We start from the raw sequence: 16,444 nt of genomic DNA on the forward strand, positions 1-16,444 counted from the left end.
TAAAAAAAGCCCCTCAGCCTGAGCGAATGAGGGGCTAACTTGCAGAGTACAGCTTTTTTATGCTTTGTTATTCAGAACCAGTTGACCATTGCCGTCGAGGGGAATTTGCGTTCCGGGGTCTTTATCCATGCGGATTTTGCCCTGCTGATCGCCAATTTTATAGGTCACGTCGTAGCCAAGCATCTTTTCAGATTTGTCATACACCGTCTTACAGCGTTGCTGCGTGGTAGTATAAGTATCACTTTCCTGCATTGATCCCTGGATTTGATTGCCAGCATAACCGCCGCCCAGCGCCCCGACGACCGTCGCCACATCTTTACCACGACCGCCGCCAAATTGATGTCCAATCACGCCGCCTGCTACTGCGCCAAGCACCGAGCCGGCAATACGGTTTTCGTCCTGAACCGGTCTGCGATGCGTGACCGTGACATTACGGCACTCCTGACGCGGCGTTTTTACCGTCTCTTTAATCGGTTTAGCCGATATCACCTGCGCATATTGCGGACCACGATCAAATACGTTGAGACTGGCCACTGCCGCCACACCCAGCGCAGCCGCTACGCCAATCCCTATACCCGCCAACATTGATTTATTCACGGGAGTTCCTCCTTCGTTGCTATTGGTAACAATTTTGCAACCAGTATGCGAACAAAGCCAATCGGAATGAGGATGAAAAATGCGGGATGAGGCGGTAAAGCTGAAGGATTCGGACAACTCCGAAGCGAGTGATGGAGAAGCGCTCACCGGCGCGAGCAGCCGGTGAGGCGCAGAGAAATTAATGCAGTTTCAGGCGCGGACGAATGACGCGGTTAATACTGCCCACCAGCATCATCAGGCCAGTTTTAAAGTATCCATGCAGCGCTATCTGGTGCATACGGTATAGCGAGATATACACGAAGCGGGCGATACGTCCTTCAATCATCATTGAACCGCGGGTCAGGTTCCCCATCAGACTACCCACGGTAGAGAAGTTGGACAGAGAGACCAGCGAACCATGATCTTTATACTGGTAAGCTTTCAGCGGTTTGCCATTCATCTGCGCCAGAATGTTATTCATCGCGCAGGTAGCCATCTGATGCGCCGCCTGAGCGCGAGGCGGCACAAAACCTCCCTCCGGACGTGCGCAGGAAGCGCAGTCGCCAATCGCATAAATATCAGGATCGCGCGTGGTTTGCAGCGTCGGCTCCACCACCAGTTGGTTAATGCGGTTCGTTTCCAGACCACCAATCTCTTTCATAAAATCTGGCGCTTTGATACCCGCCGCCCACACCATCAGATCGGCCTGAATATATTCACCTTCTTTCGTATGCAGACCGCCTTCGTCGGCGCTGGTGACCATAGTTTGCGTCAGCACGCGAACGCCCAGTTTGGTCAGTTCATTATGCGCGGCGCTGGAGATACGCGGCGGCAACGCAGGCAGAATACGCTCGCCAGCCTCAACCAATGTCACGTTCAGCGCGTCGTTGGTCAGCCCCTTATAACCATAGCTATGCAGCTGTTTTACCGCATTATGCAGTTCAGCCGACAGCTCAACCCCCGTCGCACCGCCGCCAACGATGGCGATATTGACCTTACCGTTCGCGCCCAGATTAGCCGAATACTTGAGGAACAGGTTCAGCATCTCCTGGTGAAAACGGCGCGCCTGATGCGGGTTATCGAGGAAGATACAGTGCTCTTTCACGCCCGGCGTGTTGAAATCATTAGAGGTGCTGCCCAGCGCCATCACCAGCGTGTCATACGCGATTTTGCGCTCCGGCACCAGCAGTTCGCCCTTTTCATCACGCAACTCGGCAATGGTGATGGTTTTCGCTTCGCGATCGATATCCATCACCGACCCCAGTTGGAACTGGAAACCATGATTACGCGCATGAGCCAGATAGCTCAGCGCATCCACGCCTTCGTCCAGAGAGCCAGTCGCCACTTCGTGCAGCAATGGTTTCCACAGATGGCTGTGATTTCTGTCTACCAGCGTGATTTTCGCTTTTTTCTTGCGCCCCAGTTTATGGCCTAACTGCGTCGCCATTTCCAGCCCGCCAGCGCCGCCGCCGACAATCACGATCTTTTTTAATGGTGTAGTCAACGTGACCCCCTTAAATTTATTAACCAATTGTTAATTAAACGTTATTAGTATAGCCTTTAATTAACAACAAGTTACGTTAATGAGAATAAGCTTCTGATATGAGAATAGCATGAACGGTGCATTGGTCATACCAAAATTGATGTGCATCAAGTTTTCATGCTGAAAAGATAGACAGCTTGCGAGAATTGAGCATAAAAAAACCAGCCGCAAGGCTGGTTATCCGGTCACTGATAACGCCATATTGCCGGGGGCGTTACCCCAGCGTTTTAAACGCTTTGATACGTTGCAAATGCGGCGAAATATTTTTGAATTTGTGAGTCTGTTCCTCATCCCACACAATTTCATAATACGGGTGAAGAGCTTGCGCTGAGCGTTGGCTGTCCAGCGCTTCGTCATGACGCGAGAGGATCACCAGACAACGATCGCGATTTTTTTCGCGAAAGTTGGTCACGCACTTTGTGGCGATGTCCGCATATTCTTCCGGGCGATCGATTTTCCCCTCCATGTTTTCATAGGGGAACAGGTTCGGGTTAAAAACCACCTGACGGATATCGCACAAAAAGCCAATCCGCTCCGCCCAGTAACCGCCCAGCCCCACGCCACAGATTAAAGGGCGCTCGTCCACATTCAACTGCAACATTTTGTCCACTTCTTTCAGCAGATGCTGCATATCGTGCTTAGGATGCCGCGTACTGTAGCTTACCAGCCGAACATCCGGGTCGATAAACTGTAATTGCAACACTTTTTCATGGTTGCCCGGACTATTTGAATCAAAACCGTGTAAATAAATAATCATCTGGCACCCTCACGAAAACTCGAGTTAATGACCTGCTTTTTCTTCCTGCCAGCGTTCATGTAACTGGTTGAGCTGGGCGCTGGCTGTTTTCCAGCGTGCTGAGTCCATGAGCTCCCGGCGTGAAAATGAACCTTTATGATACAAACGTGTAACACGTTCTGCTTTGATCGGCGACAGATTATCCAACACGCTGACTGCGCCTTTACGATTATTGCAGACCAGAATCATATCGCAACCCGCATCCAGCGACGCCTGAGCGCGCTCAGCATAGCTGCCCATAATCGCCGCGCCCTCCATCGACAGATCGTCGGAGAAAATGACGCCGTCAAAGCCTAACTCCTGACGCAGCACCGTTTTCAGCCAGTACGGCGAACCGCTTGCCGGGCGTGGATCGATAGCGCGGTAGATCACGTGGGCAGGCATAATCGCATCCAGTTTATTCTCGCTAATCAGCGTGCGGAACACCGACATATCTTTGCCACGGATATCCGTTTCAGGACGTGGATCGCACGGCGTCTCTTTGTGGGAGTCCGCCGTGACCGCGCCGTGGCCGGGGAAATGCTTACCGGTCGTTTTCATCCCGGCGTCATGCATGCCGTCAATAAAGCGCGTTGCCATTGCCAACGCTTTTGCGGGATCGGCATGATAGGAGCGCTCGCCAATTGCCGCGCTGATATGCCCGACGTCCAGCACTGGCGCAAAACTGATATCAATATCCATCGCGATCATTTCGCTGGCCATCAGCCACCCTGCCTCCTGCGCCAGTCGTCCCCCCTCTTCCAGCCCATGCAGCGCAAAAAAAGATTGCGCCGCGGGCAGGCGGGTAAACCCTTCACGGAAACGCTGTACGCGCCCGCCTTCCTGATCGACGGCCACCACCAGATGGTTACGCGATGCCGCCCGAATCTGGCGCACTAATTCGCGCAGCTGTTCCGGGTCATGGTAATTACGCGTGAACAGAATAAGCCCGCCAACCAGCGGATGCGCCAGTATCTCGCGCTCCTCCGCATCCAGCTCACATCCTTCGACATTCAACATTACTGGGCCCACACTGCTCTCCTTATCCTTTCATACGTAGCTGGCGCCAGGTTTCATCGGCCAGCCTGATAAATTGTTGCTCGCCGGTTTGTCGCCAGCGGTATTCGAACCACCCTGCTTTTAGCATAATGACCCAGGGGTGCCATAATCGTATCTGTCGCCATAGCTGCCGGGCGTCGATTCGCGCGCGCGCGGCATAAGCGTCTGCCAGTTGTCGGTGCTGGCGTTCATCCTCAACCCATACTGCCGCCAGCTCCAACGCAATATCGCCGTCGCCGGCATACTCCCAGTCAATCAGTCTCAACCCGGCGGACGTTAATACTATATTGTCGCCATGGACATCCATATGCAAAGGCGCGAGCCGCAGCGGGCGAGGTTCACCGTTTTTTTGCAACTGTTTGAGCCGCCGCAACCAAAACGGCGTACGCCTTGCCGGATCGCAACACGACCAGTACTGCGCCAATAGTGGCGATAGCGCGATACGCCAGCCAAAACGCGGCTGTTGATGCAAATGATACAGTAAGGCCGCCAGTTCGTCGGCATCTGGCAGAGCGGAATTTACCACACCATGCAGATATTCTACCGCCATCCAGCCTGGCGTATAAAAAAGCGCTCGCGGCGCAAGACTGGCCGGCAATTGGGATAAGGCGCGGTAATGACGTAAAAAATGGGCTGGTGGAGCGTCGGGGTCGTGATGACGACGCAGCACGACACGGTGAGTATCGTGGTCAATAATACAGCTCCCGCCGCTTAGCCCCTGCGATGCGGCGACGGCGGGACGATACTGGGGAAAATAGCGCGACAGGATCTCGTCGCGCGTTAAGGGATTATTGTTGTTGGACCGCACCTTTACCTGACCAGATTATCTCGCCCGTTTGCACCAGCATTAACTGCATCTGTAATGCAGGCGCGTTAACGTTACCGGATGCGCTGGAGTAAAGTACATATTGCGCCCCGACGTTGCGCGCAATGCCAATAGCTTTACTGCGCGTTCCCAGACTATCCTGCGGAGACAACCCTAGCTGTTGTTTTGCCATCGAGAGTTGCTGTACGGAGACCAGCGTAAATTTACCGTTGTTCGCCAGCGCATTACGTAACGTTTCCGTTGCCTCGTTCGCATTTAACGACCCATTCGTCCGGTTATTCACGCTGTCGACAAGCAATACGCTTCCGGCCGTCACGCCATCAGCCTGCAACATTTTGCTGACCAGCGGTTGCATCGCGCCGTTCCAGTCATAGTGGCGCACCTTAGGCGCTGGCTGGCCCGTTTGATCTTCATGTTCGATCGGCCCCGGTTGCTGTGGAATGGTTGGCACAGACGGCACAACAGGAGGCTGTGGTGGCTGCGCGGGTTGTTCTGGCGCTGGTTTTACCTCTTCAACTGGCGCAGGTTGACGTTGCGCCATACACCCGGAGAGAAATATCGCCAGCGCAGCAATGGCAGCGTAGCGATGCATTTTTGTCATCAAAATTCACTCCTCACAAATAAAGATAAAGCCTGACCTTATGCGCCCCCAGATAATTGGCGCTGCCAAATAGCGTTACCGACGAACGCGCGGGTATGGTTACGCTACGCGGCGCCTCCAGCGGATGCATCTCCAGCCCCCGCGCGTCATACCAGTAAAACCGATAATGAACGGTTATGGGCTCTTGCCTTTCGTTATAGACGCGGGAAGAAGCTGATGGCTGGATATCAGACGCCGTCAGTTCAGGCGGCTCTGCGGTGACCCCCGCCGCCAGAACCGTGGACTCCATCACCAGCGACTGCGCGTCGCTTACCGGAATTTCAGGGTGTGACCGGCAGCCGGTAAGCAGCAGCAAGCCCAGAGAAACCGCGATGCATCCTTTGATCATATTTACAAGCCTTTATGCGCCAGCATCGGGCCTAGCGGGCGGCCGCCCAGTAGGTGCATATGGATATGATAAACTTCCTGGCCCCCATGACGGTTGGTATTCATGATTAAACGATACCCATCCTCGGCAATGCCTTCCTGTTCGGCGATTTTCGCCGCCACGGTGATCATCCGACCTAACGCCTGTTCATGTTCCGCCGTCACGTCATTGACGGTTGGGATCAGGATATTGGGAATAATCAAGATATGCGTCGGCGCCTGCGGTGAAATATCACGAAAGGCGGTGACCAGCTCATCCTGATAAACGATATCCGAAGGGATTTCACGACGAATAATTTTGCTGAATATAGTTTCTTCTGCCACGACGTTTTCCTTTTTCATAATAGCCCTTGCAGCGCACATGCTACGCCGAGCCATACTGCGAGTATAGAGTATGAGCGAGTTACCGACGCTCTTTCAACTTTAACCCACGATTTATTAAGCGAAAAATGACTACATGCTGGGCTTACCGCCATATCCCCCTGCCATGACGCCTTTGTACGCTTAAAAAATATTTTTAGTTTGCCTGTTTATACCGTTTTACACATTTAATACAAATGCGTATATTTCTCATTTGCATTTTTATGCGCATTAACTAGCAAAGAATGAAAAGGTTCAACGTCATACGTCCTGAACTTACCCCAATAACAAGCAAGGATTTTCAGATGTCTTTCATTCAATACCGCCGGGACAAACACCTTCAGTCCACCGCCGCACCGTCGCTGTTAGCTATGGGTATGGCGATGGCATTTATGCCTGCCGCCTTCGCGGCTGAGGATACCGTTATTGTCGAGGGCGCGACGACCGCTGACGCCGTAAACCGCGAAGAACAGGATTACAGCGTGAAAACGACCGCTGCGGGCACCAAAATGACGATGACTCAGCGCGATATCCCGCAGTCGGTCAGTATTGTCAGCCAACAGCGTATGGAAGACCAGCAGTTGCAAACCCTGGGCGAGGTGATGACCAATACGCTGGGGATCAGCGGAAGCCAGGCTGACTCCGATCGCATCAGCTATTACTCGCGCGGGTTTGAAATTGACAACTATATGGTTGACGGTATTCCAACGTATTTTGAGTCCCGCTGGAATCTGGGCGATGCGCTAACGGATACCGCGCTGTATGAGCGCGTGGAGGTGGTTCGCGGCGCGAATGGGCTGATGACCGGAACCGGTAATCCTTCTGCCTCAATAAATATGATTCGTAAACACGCCACCAATCGGGAGTTCAAAGGTAACGTCTCCACAGAATACGGTAGCTGGAATAAGCAGCGTTACGTCATGGATCTGCAAAGTCCGCTCACCGCAGACGGCAATGTCCGTGGGCGCATCGTGGCGGGTTATCAGAATAATGATTCCTGGCTGGACCGCTATAACAGTGAGAAAGCGTTCTTTTCCGGAATTGTCGATGCCGATCTGGGTGCAACCACTGGCCTTTCAGCCGGTTATGAATATCAAAAAATTGATGTCAATAGCCCGACCTGGGGCGGTCTGCCGCGCTGGAACACCGATGGCAGCAAAAATAGCTATGACCGCGCGCGTAGTACCGCCCCGGACTGGGCTTATAACAACAAAGAGATAAATAAATTCTTCGTCACGCTTAAGCAGCATTTTGCCGAAAGCTGGCAGGCGACCCTGAATGCGACCCATACTGAGGTCAAATTCGACAGTAAAATGATGTATATCGATGCGTTAGTCGATAAAGAGACAGGTACGCTGGTGAGTCCTTATGGCGCAAGCTACCCCGTGGTCGGCGGTACGGGCTGGAACAGCGGCAAGCGCAAAGTAGATGCCATAGATCTCTTTGCCGATGGCGCTTATGAGCTGTTTGGCCGTCAGCACAATATGATGTTTGGCGGCAGTTATAGTAAGCAGAATAACCGCTATTTTAGCGCCTGGGCGAACGTCTTTCCGGACGACATTGGCAACTTCAGCGCCTTTAACGGTAATTTCCCCCAAACCCACTGGGCGCCACAAAATCTGGCGCAGGACGATACCACGCATATGAAATCGCTGTATGCCGCTACGCGCATTTCGCTGGCCGACCCGCTGCATCTGATTCTTGGCGCTCGTTATACCAACTGGCGTGTTGATACACTGACCTACAGCATGGAGAAAAACCATACCACGCCGTATGCCGGGCTGATTTATGATATCAACGACAACTGGTCCGCTTATGCCAGTTATACCTCTATCTTTCAGCCGCAGAATAAACGTGACAAAGCAGGTCAATATCTGGCTCCGATTACCGGTAATAACTATGAAGCGGGCCTGAAGTCCGACTGGATGAACAGCCGCCTCACCACCACGTTGTCCGTGTTCCGCATTGAGCAGAATAACGTCGCTCAGGCAACCACTATTCCCATCCCTGGCAGTAATGGGGAGTTTGCCTGGAAGTCTACTGACGGAACGGTGAGCAAAGGCGTCGAATTTGAAGTGAACGGCGCAATTACCGATAACTGGCAGATGACTTTCGGGGCTACCCGATATGTTGCCGAGGACAATGAAGGTAACGCCGTGAACCCTAATCTCCCGCGCACCAGCGTGAAGTTATTCACCCGCTATCGTCTGCCGGCGATACCGGAGCTGACGGTCGGCGGCGGTGTGAACTGGCAGAATCGGGTTTACAAAGATACCACGACGCCGTACGGCACTTTCCGCGCCGAACAGGGCAGCTATGCGCTGGTCGATCTGTTTACCCGCTATCAGGTGACGAAAAATTTCTCCGTACAGGGAAACATCAACAACCTGTTCGATAAAACCTACGACACCAATATTGATGGTTCCATTGTTTACGGCGCGCCGCGTAACGTCAGCCTCACCTCCAATTATCAGTTCTGACAGACTGTCGGAGAGCGGCATATAAAGCGCCATTAAAAAAGGCAGCCGAATGGCTGCCTTAATTCTCCCCAACATCATTACTGCTTAGCTGTTACGGATGTACTCATCCATTTCCGTTTTCAGGTTATCGGATTTCGTACCGAAAATAGCCTGAACGCCGGAACCCGCGACGACAACGCCTGCCGCGCCCAGTTTCTTCAGGCCAGCCTGATCCACTTTCGCTACATCGGCTACGCTCACGCGCAGACGCGTGATACAGGCATCCAGGTTAGTGATGTTCTCTTTACCGCCAAACGCCGCAACCAAAGCCGGCGCCATTTCGCTGGTCGCGCCCGCTTTTGCGTCATCAGTAGTGTCTTCACGACCCGGCGTTTTCAGATCCAGCGCTTTGATCAGCACGCGGAACACGGTGTAGTACACAATCGCATAACCGGCGCCAACAATCGGGAACAGCCACAATTTGCTGCTGTTACCGGACAGCACGATAAAGTCGATCAGACCGTGGGAGAACGACGTACCGTCACGCATCCCCAGCAGAATACAGATCGGGAATGCCAGACCTGCCAGAATCGCGTGAATAATGTACAGGATCGGCGCCACGAACATGAAGGAGAACTCGATAGGCTCGGTAATACCCGTCAAAAACGAGGTCAGCGCGGCGGAAATCATGATACCGCCCACTTTTGCGCGGTTTTCCGGTTTAGCAGAGTGCCAGATAGCAATGGCCGCAGCCGGCAGACCGTACATTTTGAACAGGAAGCCGCCAGACAACATACCCGCCGTCGGGTCGCCCGCCATATAGCGCGGAATGTCGCCGTGGAATACCTGACCCGCTGCGTTGGTGTATTCGCCGATCTGCATCTGGAAAGGAACGTTCCAGATATGATGCAGACCAAACGGCACCAGGCAACGCTCGATGAAACCGTAAATGCCAAACGCGACAACCGGGTTCTGATAAGCCGCCCACTGCGAGAACGCCTGGATAGCCGTACCGATTGGCGGCCATACGAAAGACAGCACCACACCGGTAAAAATAGCGGCCAGACCCGAAATGATCGGCACGAAGCGTTTGCCCGCAAAGAAGCCCAGATACTCAGGCAGTTTGATACGGTAGAAGCGGTTAAACATATACGCTGCGATCGCACCGGAGATAATCCCCCCGAGAACACCCGTATCAGCAAGGTGTTTAGCGGCGATCTCTTCAGCAGGTAAATGCAGAACCAGCGGCGCAACCACAGCCATGGTTTTCACCATGATGCCATACGCTACTACCGCCGCCAGAGCCGAAACGCCGTCGTTGTTGGTAAAGCCCAACGCCACGCCGATAGCGAAAATCAGCGGCATATTGGCAAAAACAGATCCGCCCGCTTCTGCCATAACGTGCGATACAACGGCTGGCAGCCAGCTGAAGTTAGCGGAACCGACACCCAGCAGGATACCTGCGATAGGGAGTACGGATACCGGCAGCATCAGCGATTTACCGACCTTTTGCAGGTTAGCAAATGCATTCTTAAACATAATTGAGAGTGCTCCTGAGTATTTGTGCTTTTCTACGTTCTCACGCATTGGCGAGGGGGGAGAACCCCGCCGTGGACAGGACATCTAAGTGCCCTTTTATTTATTACACAGAGTAAAATAAATACGTCTGATTTTGTTTGACGGCTATCACGTTTCAGCGCCAGATAGCCTAAAAAGTATCACATTCTGCCAAAATGAGTTTCCGAATGTTTCCATAAGCTCGCTCACCGCCCCTTTTGTGGCGGTGAACTTTACGCGCTTTGCTTATTAATTACGAGCTTTAAAAAAACTCGTTTAACGGATTGATGACAGGCGAGACGCGTCAATATGGAACAGGCGAGCAAAGTTATCGGTGGTGATCTGCGCCAGTTCTTCAACGGCAACCCCTTTCAATACCGCCATATATTCTGCGACGTCGCGTACCATCGCAGGCTGGTTCTCTTTACCGCGATGCGGCACCGGCGCCAGATAAGGAGAATCGGTCTCGACTAATAACCGATCCAGCGGTACATAGCGCGCCGCATCACGCAACTGTTCAGCGTTACGGAACGTTACGATGCCGGAAAAAGAGATATAAAACCCCAGATCCAGCAATTTGCCGGCCGTTTCTCTGTCTTCTGTAAAACAGTGTAGTACGCCGCCGCAATCCGTCACTTTTTCTTCGCGCAGGATAGCCAGCGTATCGGCACGCGCGTCGCGAGTATGGACAATCACCGGTTTATGCAATTCGCGGCCAATCTGGATATGATGAATAAAAGACGCCTGCTGGCGGATTTTGGTCTCAGGCGTGTAAAAATAATCAAGCCCGGTCTCGCCCATCGCCACCACATCGTCTTCTGCAGCAAGGAGGCGCAGTTCTTCTACGTCATACGCTTCATCCTGATTTAACGGATGCACGCCGCAGGAAAAGACCACATTATCGCGCTTGCCCACCAGCTCGCGCATATGGCGATACCCCGGCAGCGTCGTCGCCACCGCTAAACAGAACTTCACATCGCGCGCGGCGGCTTTCGCCAGCACATCGTCCACGTCCTTATGCAAAGATTGATAATCCAGACCATCAAGATGGCAGTGTGAGTCGACTAAAAACATAATGTCTCTCTCAAAGATGAGGAACAGGCAACAAGGTGCCTGGTTGCAGGTAATGCTCGATGCGGAGAATGAGATCGGTTAATACCAGTTCGCGGTTTAATCCGGTCACATGAAGTAATTGATCACGACAATGGCAAACATCGTTCAGGATTGCCTGAATACGCGCCGGGGATAGCGGCCCCGCCAGCGCGGCAACAACCGCGTCCGCATCAACGTTTGTCAGGTACGACGCGCCGTGCTGACGTTTAAGAGCATCAACCAGCAGCGTCGCCAGCCAGTGCAGGCGCGCCGGGGCTTGCTCATGATTGAGCGCCGTTAATAACGCATACCAGTCGCCCGTATGTAAACTGTCCATTAACGCCTGACACAGCGCCTCACGCTGCGCCCAACGTTCAGACTGCAACAGCGCCAGCGCGGCGCCGGGCGACCCCGCATTCAGGCGTAGCGCCGTGAGCAATGCTTCTTGTGACGCCGTCACTTCTCGCGACAGCCATGACATCGCATACGATTCGGACGGCGGCGCCAGATGATGCAGCCGGCAGCGGCTGCGTAATGTCGCCAACAGACGAGCAGGCTCCGGGCTGGCAAGGAAAAACCAGGTTTGCTCCGGCGGCTCTTCCAGCGTTTTGAGCAACGCATTGGCGGCGGCGTCGGTTAATAGCGCCGCATCCGCAATCCACACCACCTTCGCACCGCCCAGACGGGAGTGCTCGTACAATTTCTCGCTGACCTCGCGTACCGCATCTACGCCGAGACTGCTTTTGCCTTTATCCGGCGTCAGCGTGTAATAGTCCGGATGCGTGCCAGCCTGCATAAGCTGACAACCACGGCAATGCCCACAGCTTTTGTGGCCCTCAGGCTGCTGGCATAACAGATAACGGCTCAGCGCATAGCACAGCGCCTCGTCGCCCATGCCAGGTAAGGCCTGAATCAGTAGCGCATGGTGCCCACGTCCCGCCTGGTAACTTTCTACCAGTTTTTCATAGGCGGGCCGTAACCATGGATACCATTTCATGCCGCTTGCTCCTGCACCCACTTCGTCACAGTGGCGCGAATGTCGCGCATGACGGCATCCAGCGGCTGGGTCGCGTCAATGGTGCGGATACGCGAGTCTTGCGCCGCCAGTTCCAGATAGCGCGCGCGAGTCCGGTTAAAGAAATCAAAAGATTCCTGCTCAATGCGATCCAAATCGCCGCGCGCTCTGGCGCGTTTTAGCCCGACTTCCGGCGTGACATCCAGATACAGCGTCAGGTCAGGGCGAAAATCGCCCAGCACGGCATCGCGTAGTGTCGCCAGCATGGTTTGATCAATGCCGCGCCCTCCCCCCTGATACGCCTGGGTCGAGAGATCGTGTCGATCGCCGATCACCCATACGCCTTGCGCCAGCGCGGGTTTGATTACCGTTTCGACGAGCTGTACGCGAGCGGCATAAAACATCAGTACTTCCGCTTTATCGGTAATCACTTCGTCGCCTACCGCTCGAATATCCAGCACCAGACTTCTTAGTTTTTCGGCAAGCTGCGTACCGCCCGGCTCACGGGTAAAAATCATGTTACGAATACCCAGTTGCTCAAGGGTCTCCACCACCACGTCGCGCGCAGTGGTTTTTCCGGCGCCTTCCAGGCCCTCGATGACGATATAATTACTGCCCATTTTTTTCCTTAAGCACTTTCAGGTACTCCTGCACTGACCGATTATGGCTGGCAAGATTGGTGTTAAATGTGTGACCGCCTTTACCGTCGGCCACAAAATAGAGATACGGCGTTTTCGCCGGATGCGCCGCCGCCTGCAATGACGCTTCGCTGGGCGATGCAATCGGTCCTGGCGGCAGCCCGGTTATGGTATACGTGTTATAAGCCGTCGGCTTTTCCAGATCCGCACGCGACAAGTTACCATTATAACTCGTCCCCATCCCGTAAATCACGGTGGGATCGGTCTGAAGGCGCATACCGATTCTCAGGCGATTAATAAAGACTGAGGCCACCTGATCGCGTTCGCTGGCGACAGCCGTCTCTTTTTCAATAATCGAGGCCATTGTCACCAGTTGGTTCTGATCTTTATAAGGCAGCCCCTCGGCCCGGCCTTTCCAGACAGTATCGACAGTTTTCACCATCTTTTGGTGCGCTCGCTTGAGAATAGCGACATCGCTGGTGTTGGCGGTATACATCCAGGTATCGGGCCAGAACCACCCTTCTACCCATTCAGGATGCGCAAGCTTTAATGCCTGAGCGACAGTGGCGTAGTCATCATCCGGCAATGTATGGCGAATATACGGCGCCTCTCGTAGCTGTTTCAGGTAATCGCTAAGGCGCATCCCTTCCACAAACCGCAACGGGAATTGCGCTTCTTTGCCGCTCTCCAGCAACTCAAGCATCTCCCGTACGGTCATCCCCGGCGTAAAACGGTAAGTTCCCGCTTTAAAGTGCGATAACTCAGGCTCCACGCGCAGCAGCCACTGAAATACCCGGGGGCGATTAATGATTTTTTCATCATAAAGCTGGTCGCCAAGCGCCAGCCGCCCCGTTCCCGCCTTGAGCGTAAAGATAGTCTCGTCTTTAATAAGTAACGTGCTGTTCGCCAGATGGCGAACTTTCCACATCCCCACGCTCGCGGCAATACCCAGCACAACCAACAGCAGAAGGAAAACGCCTGACAATTTTTTCATAACTAATTCGGATGCTCACAAAATGGGGCTAAAAATTGAAACAGTGTTCGCGAAGAATACGACGTCCCGTGATAGGCGCGTATGGGAATAATCGGCATTAGCGCGTTGCAGATGATAACCTCATCCGCCTGCCTGACCGCCTCCTCTCTCGCCTGAACTTCAAGGACCTGGAAAGGAGATTGCGCCAGTTGGCGTAAACAAAATTGTCGCATAATGCCGTTCACCCCGGCCTGATCCAGACGCGGCGTAAAAACAATGTCGCCTGTACGCCAGAACAAATTAGCCGCACAGCATTCCGTAACCCATCCCTCGCTGTCAAGAACCAGCGCCTCATCGGCGTTCGTCTGCTCAAGATGAGAGCGAATCAACACCTGTTCGAGGCGGTTCAGATGTTTTAATCCGGCAAGATAAGGATTGCGCCCAAGCGGTATGGGACTAAGGGTAAGAGTGATGCCCTCGTCTTTCCAGCGGGCGTAGTGGGCAGGGTAAGGCGACACGCTAAGAATCCGTGTGGGTAATTGACAACTGGCGGCGCTGTAACCGCGTCCGCCTGCGCCGCGGGTAATCATCACTTTCAGCACGCCTTCCCGATGCGGTTGTGCCAGGCAGCGCATCTCTTTTACTAATACATCCCAATCGTTAAAGGGGATCGCCAAACGAGAGCACGTTTCTTCCAGGCGAGCCAGATGACGGGAAAACAAGGCAATCTCCCCCGCCGCGATCCGCGCAGTGGTAAAGCAACCGTCTCCGAACTGCACCCCCCGGTCATTCACCGCGAGTCGTTCAGTGGATTGGCCGTTAATCAGATACATTCATCCTCCAGATAACCGCCCATCAGAGTGTCAGGGGAATGGCCTGCGCGCAAGGACTTTGCCAGCAAGATAACACGTTATTTATCAGGTTTTCCTTATTTTAATAAGAAAAGGCATATTTATGTCAACCATAACAAATAAATTATAGCAATAATATTAATCACAGCACCTTAAATGACGAAATTAATTTATTTAGCGAATATATTTAGCAAAACAAAAAGCATTAATTAGATATTATTTATAGTCATAACTTTCACATATGGTCAAAATGTAATTGGGTATCGTCTGACGTTACCCTATCATATTTAATACTGCAATTAGAAAGTCATAATTAATATATTTATTACTCAAAGCCTATTTATCGTGCGCTGAGTAATATCTACGTATCGAGTCGACCATGAAAGGACATTTTTAATGAAAGGAAAATTTGCCGCTGCCGTATTATTCACCGCAATGGGGCTTGCTTCGACTGCAATGGCTCAGGATGGCCAGGTTAATTTTACCGGCAAAATCATCGAAGCAGGTTGCAAAATTAACGGCAGTGTTACCAGCTCTCAGGATGTCAAGCTGGGCGAGGTCTCTAAAACAGCGTTTACCGCCGCTGGCTCAACGGCAGCAACCACCAAGTTTTCATTGGTATTAACCGCCTGCCCTGCAGATCTGCTGGGGAAACCGGTTTCCGTAAAATATGACGGTATGCCGGACACCCTGAATAACGACTATCTGCAAATTACCGGTTACGGTACTACCGGCGTCGCTAAAGGTGTCGCTATCCAGTTGTTGAATAGCGATACCAGCGAACTGCCGCTGGGTACTGAGTCTAAATCCGTTACCATTGCCTCCGATGCGGCAGAAGAAACGAACCTCGACTTTTTCGCCCGTTATATCGCGACAGAAGATAGCGTATCAGGCGGCGATGCCAACGGCGTCGTTAACTTTACCCTGACCTACAACTAATCGCGCGGAATTTATTCTCTCGTTTCAGTAAACCAATAAAGCCGGATGGACCCGGCTTTGCTTTGGAGATACTCCATGAATAAATATAATTTACTCACTGCCGCCACGCTTATATTCACTACGGCAACCGTACAGGCCGGTGTTATTATCGGCGGAACCCGTATTATTTATAACGGCGATAAAAAAGAAACGTCGATTAGCGTTAAAAATCCGGACCAATCTTCTTATCTCATTCAGTCATGGAGTGACGCCGGGGAAAAAAGCAGCGATAAATCGCCGTTTATGGTCACGCCGCCGCTTTTTCGTTTAGGCGCAGGGCAGGAAAATAATCTGCGAATTCTCCGTACTGGCGGCAATCTGCCGGAAGATCGTGAATCCCTCTACTGGATGAATATTAAGTCGATCCCATCGACGACGGAAAAGCAGGATAACGTTAACACTCTGCAAATTGCGGTGAAAACCCGCATTAAATTAATTTACCGTCCGCAGGCGTTGACGGAGCAACCGGAAAACGTCACCGCGAAGCTGACCTGGCAGCACAGCGGTAACCGTCTTACCGTGACCAATCCCACAGCCTACTACATGAACTTCAGCACGGTGAAGATAGGAACCAGCACCGTGAAAGACGCTACCTATGTCGCGCCGATGAGTTCCGCCAGCTTTACCGCGCCCGCCGAAGCCAGCGGCGACGTAACCTGGACACTTATTAACGATTTCGGCTCTATCGGGTCTGAACACCACACACGCCTGTAAG

General features: G+C 52.8%; 17 protein-coding genes. 3 read left to right on the top strand and 14 right to left on the bottom strand.

All coding sequences use genetic code 11. From position 1 onward, the window contains the following. Positions 1–57 precede the first annotated feature (57 nt). From ACLJPE_RS05705 to hinT, 8 genes are all read right to left on the bottom strand, one after another. Complete coding sequence (locus ACLJPE_RS05705) at positions 58–597, bottom strand: glycine zipper 2TM domain-containing protein (RefSeq protein ID WP_001043449.1); 540 nt, start codon at positions 595–597, stop codon at positions 58–60. A gap of 178 nt (positions 598–775) precedes the next feature. Beyond that, positions 776–2,080 (bottom strand): NADH-quinone dehydrogenase, encoded by a 1,305-nt coding sequence (gene ndh, locus ACLJPE_RS05710; RefSeq protein WP_000211053.1) that lies wholly within the window; start codon positions 2,078–2,080, stop codon positions 776–778. 253 nt (positions 2,081–2,333) lie between these two features. Further along, positions 2,334–2,876: an alpha/beta hydrolase YcfP gene (ycfP, locus tag ACLJPE_RS05715; protein ID WP_000587945.1), complete on the bottom strand. Its 543-nt coding sequence runs from the start codon at positions 2,874–2,876 to the stop codon at positions 2,334–2,336. A gap of 24 nt (positions 2,877–2,900) precedes the next feature. Continuing rightward, positions 2,901–3,926, bottom strand: coding sequence for a beta-N-acetylhexosaminidase (gene nagZ, locus ACLJPE_RS05720; protein WP_000529340.1), 1,026 nt, complete (start codon positions 3,924–3,926; stop codon positions 2,901–2,903). A gap of 10 nt (positions 3,927–3,936) precedes the next feature. Beyond that, on the bottom strand, positions 3,937–4,761 hold the full coding sequence (thiK, locus tag ACLJPE_RS05725; protein WP_001257340.1) for a thiamine kinase: 825 nt from the start codon (positions 4,759–4,761) through the stop codon (positions 3,937–3,939). After that, positions 4,742–5,380: a penicillin-binding protein activator LpoB gene (lpoB, locus tag ACLJPE_RS05730; protein ID WP_000164359.1), complete on the bottom strand. Its 639-nt coding sequence runs from the start codon at positions 5,378–5,380 to the stop codon at positions 4,742–4,744. Before lpoB ends, thiK begins: the two co-directional genes overlap by 20 nt. A 13-nt stretch (positions 5,381–5,393) precedes the next feature. Continuing rightward, positions 5,394–5,768, bottom strand: a complete 375-nt coding sequence (locus ACLJPE_RS05735) for a YcfL family protein (RefSeq protein WP_000589563.1) — start codon at positions 5,766–5,768, stop codon at positions 5,394–5,396. 2 nt (positions 5,769–5,770) lie between these two features. Further along, the gene (gene hinT, locus ACLJPE_RS05740; protein ID WP_001532068.1) at positions 5,771–6,130 is read right to left on the bottom strand and encodes a purine nucleoside phosphoramidase; all 360 of its coding nucleotides are present in this window, start codon (positions 6,128–6,130) and stop codon (positions 5,771–5,773) included. Positions 6,131–6,471: 341 nt separating this feature from the next. On the opposite strand from hinT, the gene fhuE reads away from it, so the two are divergent. After that, positions 6,472–8,646, top strand: a complete 2,175-nt coding sequence (gene fhuE, locus ACLJPE_RS05745) for a ferric-rhodotorulic acid/ferric-coprogen receptor FhuE (RefSeq protein WP_023232973.1) — start codon at positions 6,472–6,474, stop codon at positions 8,644–8,646. Between the two features lie 84 nt (positions 8,647–8,730). Here fhuE and ptsG read toward each other — a convergent pair whose 3' ends face one another. From ptsG to pabC, 6 genes are all read right to left on the bottom strand, one after another. Continuing rightward, entirely contained in the window at positions 8,731–10,164 is a 1,434-nt protein-coding gene (ptsG, locus tag ACLJPE_RS05750) for a PTS glucose transporter subunit IIBC (protein ID WP_000475705.1), read from the bottom strand. Positions 10,165–10,458: 294 nt separating this feature from the next. Further along, positions 10,459–11,256: a metal-dependent hydrolase gene (locus tag ACLJPE_RS05755; RefSeq protein WP_000480268.1), complete on the bottom strand. Its 798-nt coding sequence runs from the start codon at positions 11,254–11,256 to the stop codon at positions 10,459–10,461. A 10-nt stretch (positions 11,257–11,266) separates the two neighbouring features. Continuing rightward, a complete protein-coding gene (holB, locus tag ACLJPE_RS05760; RefSeq protein WP_000872450.1) occupies positions 11,267–12,271 on the bottom strand; it encodes a DNA polymerase III subunit delta' in 1,005 nt (334 codons plus the stop codon). Further along, positions 12,268–12,909 carry a dTMP kinase gene (tmk, locus tag ACLJPE_RS05765; RefSeq protein WP_000535395.1) on the bottom strand — a complete coding sequence of 214 codons (642 nt, stop codon included), beginning with the start codon at positions 12,907–12,909 and terminating at the stop codon, positions 12,268–12,270. The genes holB and tmk overlap by 4 nt, the downstream gene beginning before the upstream one ends. Then, a complete protein-coding gene (gene yceG / locus ACLJPE_RS05770) occupies positions 12,899–13,921 on the bottom strand; it encodes a cell division protein YceG (protein ID WP_000736471.1) in 1,023 nt (340 codons plus the stop codon). The genes tmk and yceG overlap by 11 nt, the downstream gene beginning before the upstream one ends. A gap of 2 nt (positions 13,922–13,923) precedes the next feature. Continuing rightward, complete coding sequence (gene pabC / locus ACLJPE_RS05775; RefSeq protein WP_023226011.1) at positions 13,924–14,733, bottom strand: aminodeoxychorismate lyase; 810 nt, start codon at positions 14,731–14,733, stop codon at positions 13,924–13,926. Positions 14,734–15,147: 414 nt separating this feature from the next. Here pabC and ACLJPE_RS05780 point away from each other — a divergent pair, with 414 nt between their 5' ends. Next, positions 15,148–15,690 carry a fimbrial protein gene (locus ACLJPE_RS05780; RefSeq protein WP_000676517.1) on the top strand — a complete coding sequence of 181 codons (543 nt, stop codon included), beginning with the start codon at positions 15,148–15,150 and terminating at the stop codon, positions 15,688–15,690. A 75-nt stretch (positions 15,691–15,765) separates the two neighbouring features. After that, on the top strand, positions 15,766–16,443 hold the full coding sequence (locus tag ACLJPE_RS05785; RefSeq protein ID WP_001046274.1) for a molecular chaperone: 678 nt from the start codon (positions 15,766–15,768) through the stop codon (positions 16,441–16,443). Position 16,444 lies beyond the last annotated feature (1 nt).

It is taken from the genome of Salmonella sp. SAL04196, assembly GCF_046550835.1.
Taxonomy (GTDB): domain Bacteria; phylum Pseudomonadota; class Gammaproteobacteria; order Enterobacterales; family Enterobacteriaceae; genus Salmonella; species Salmonella enterica.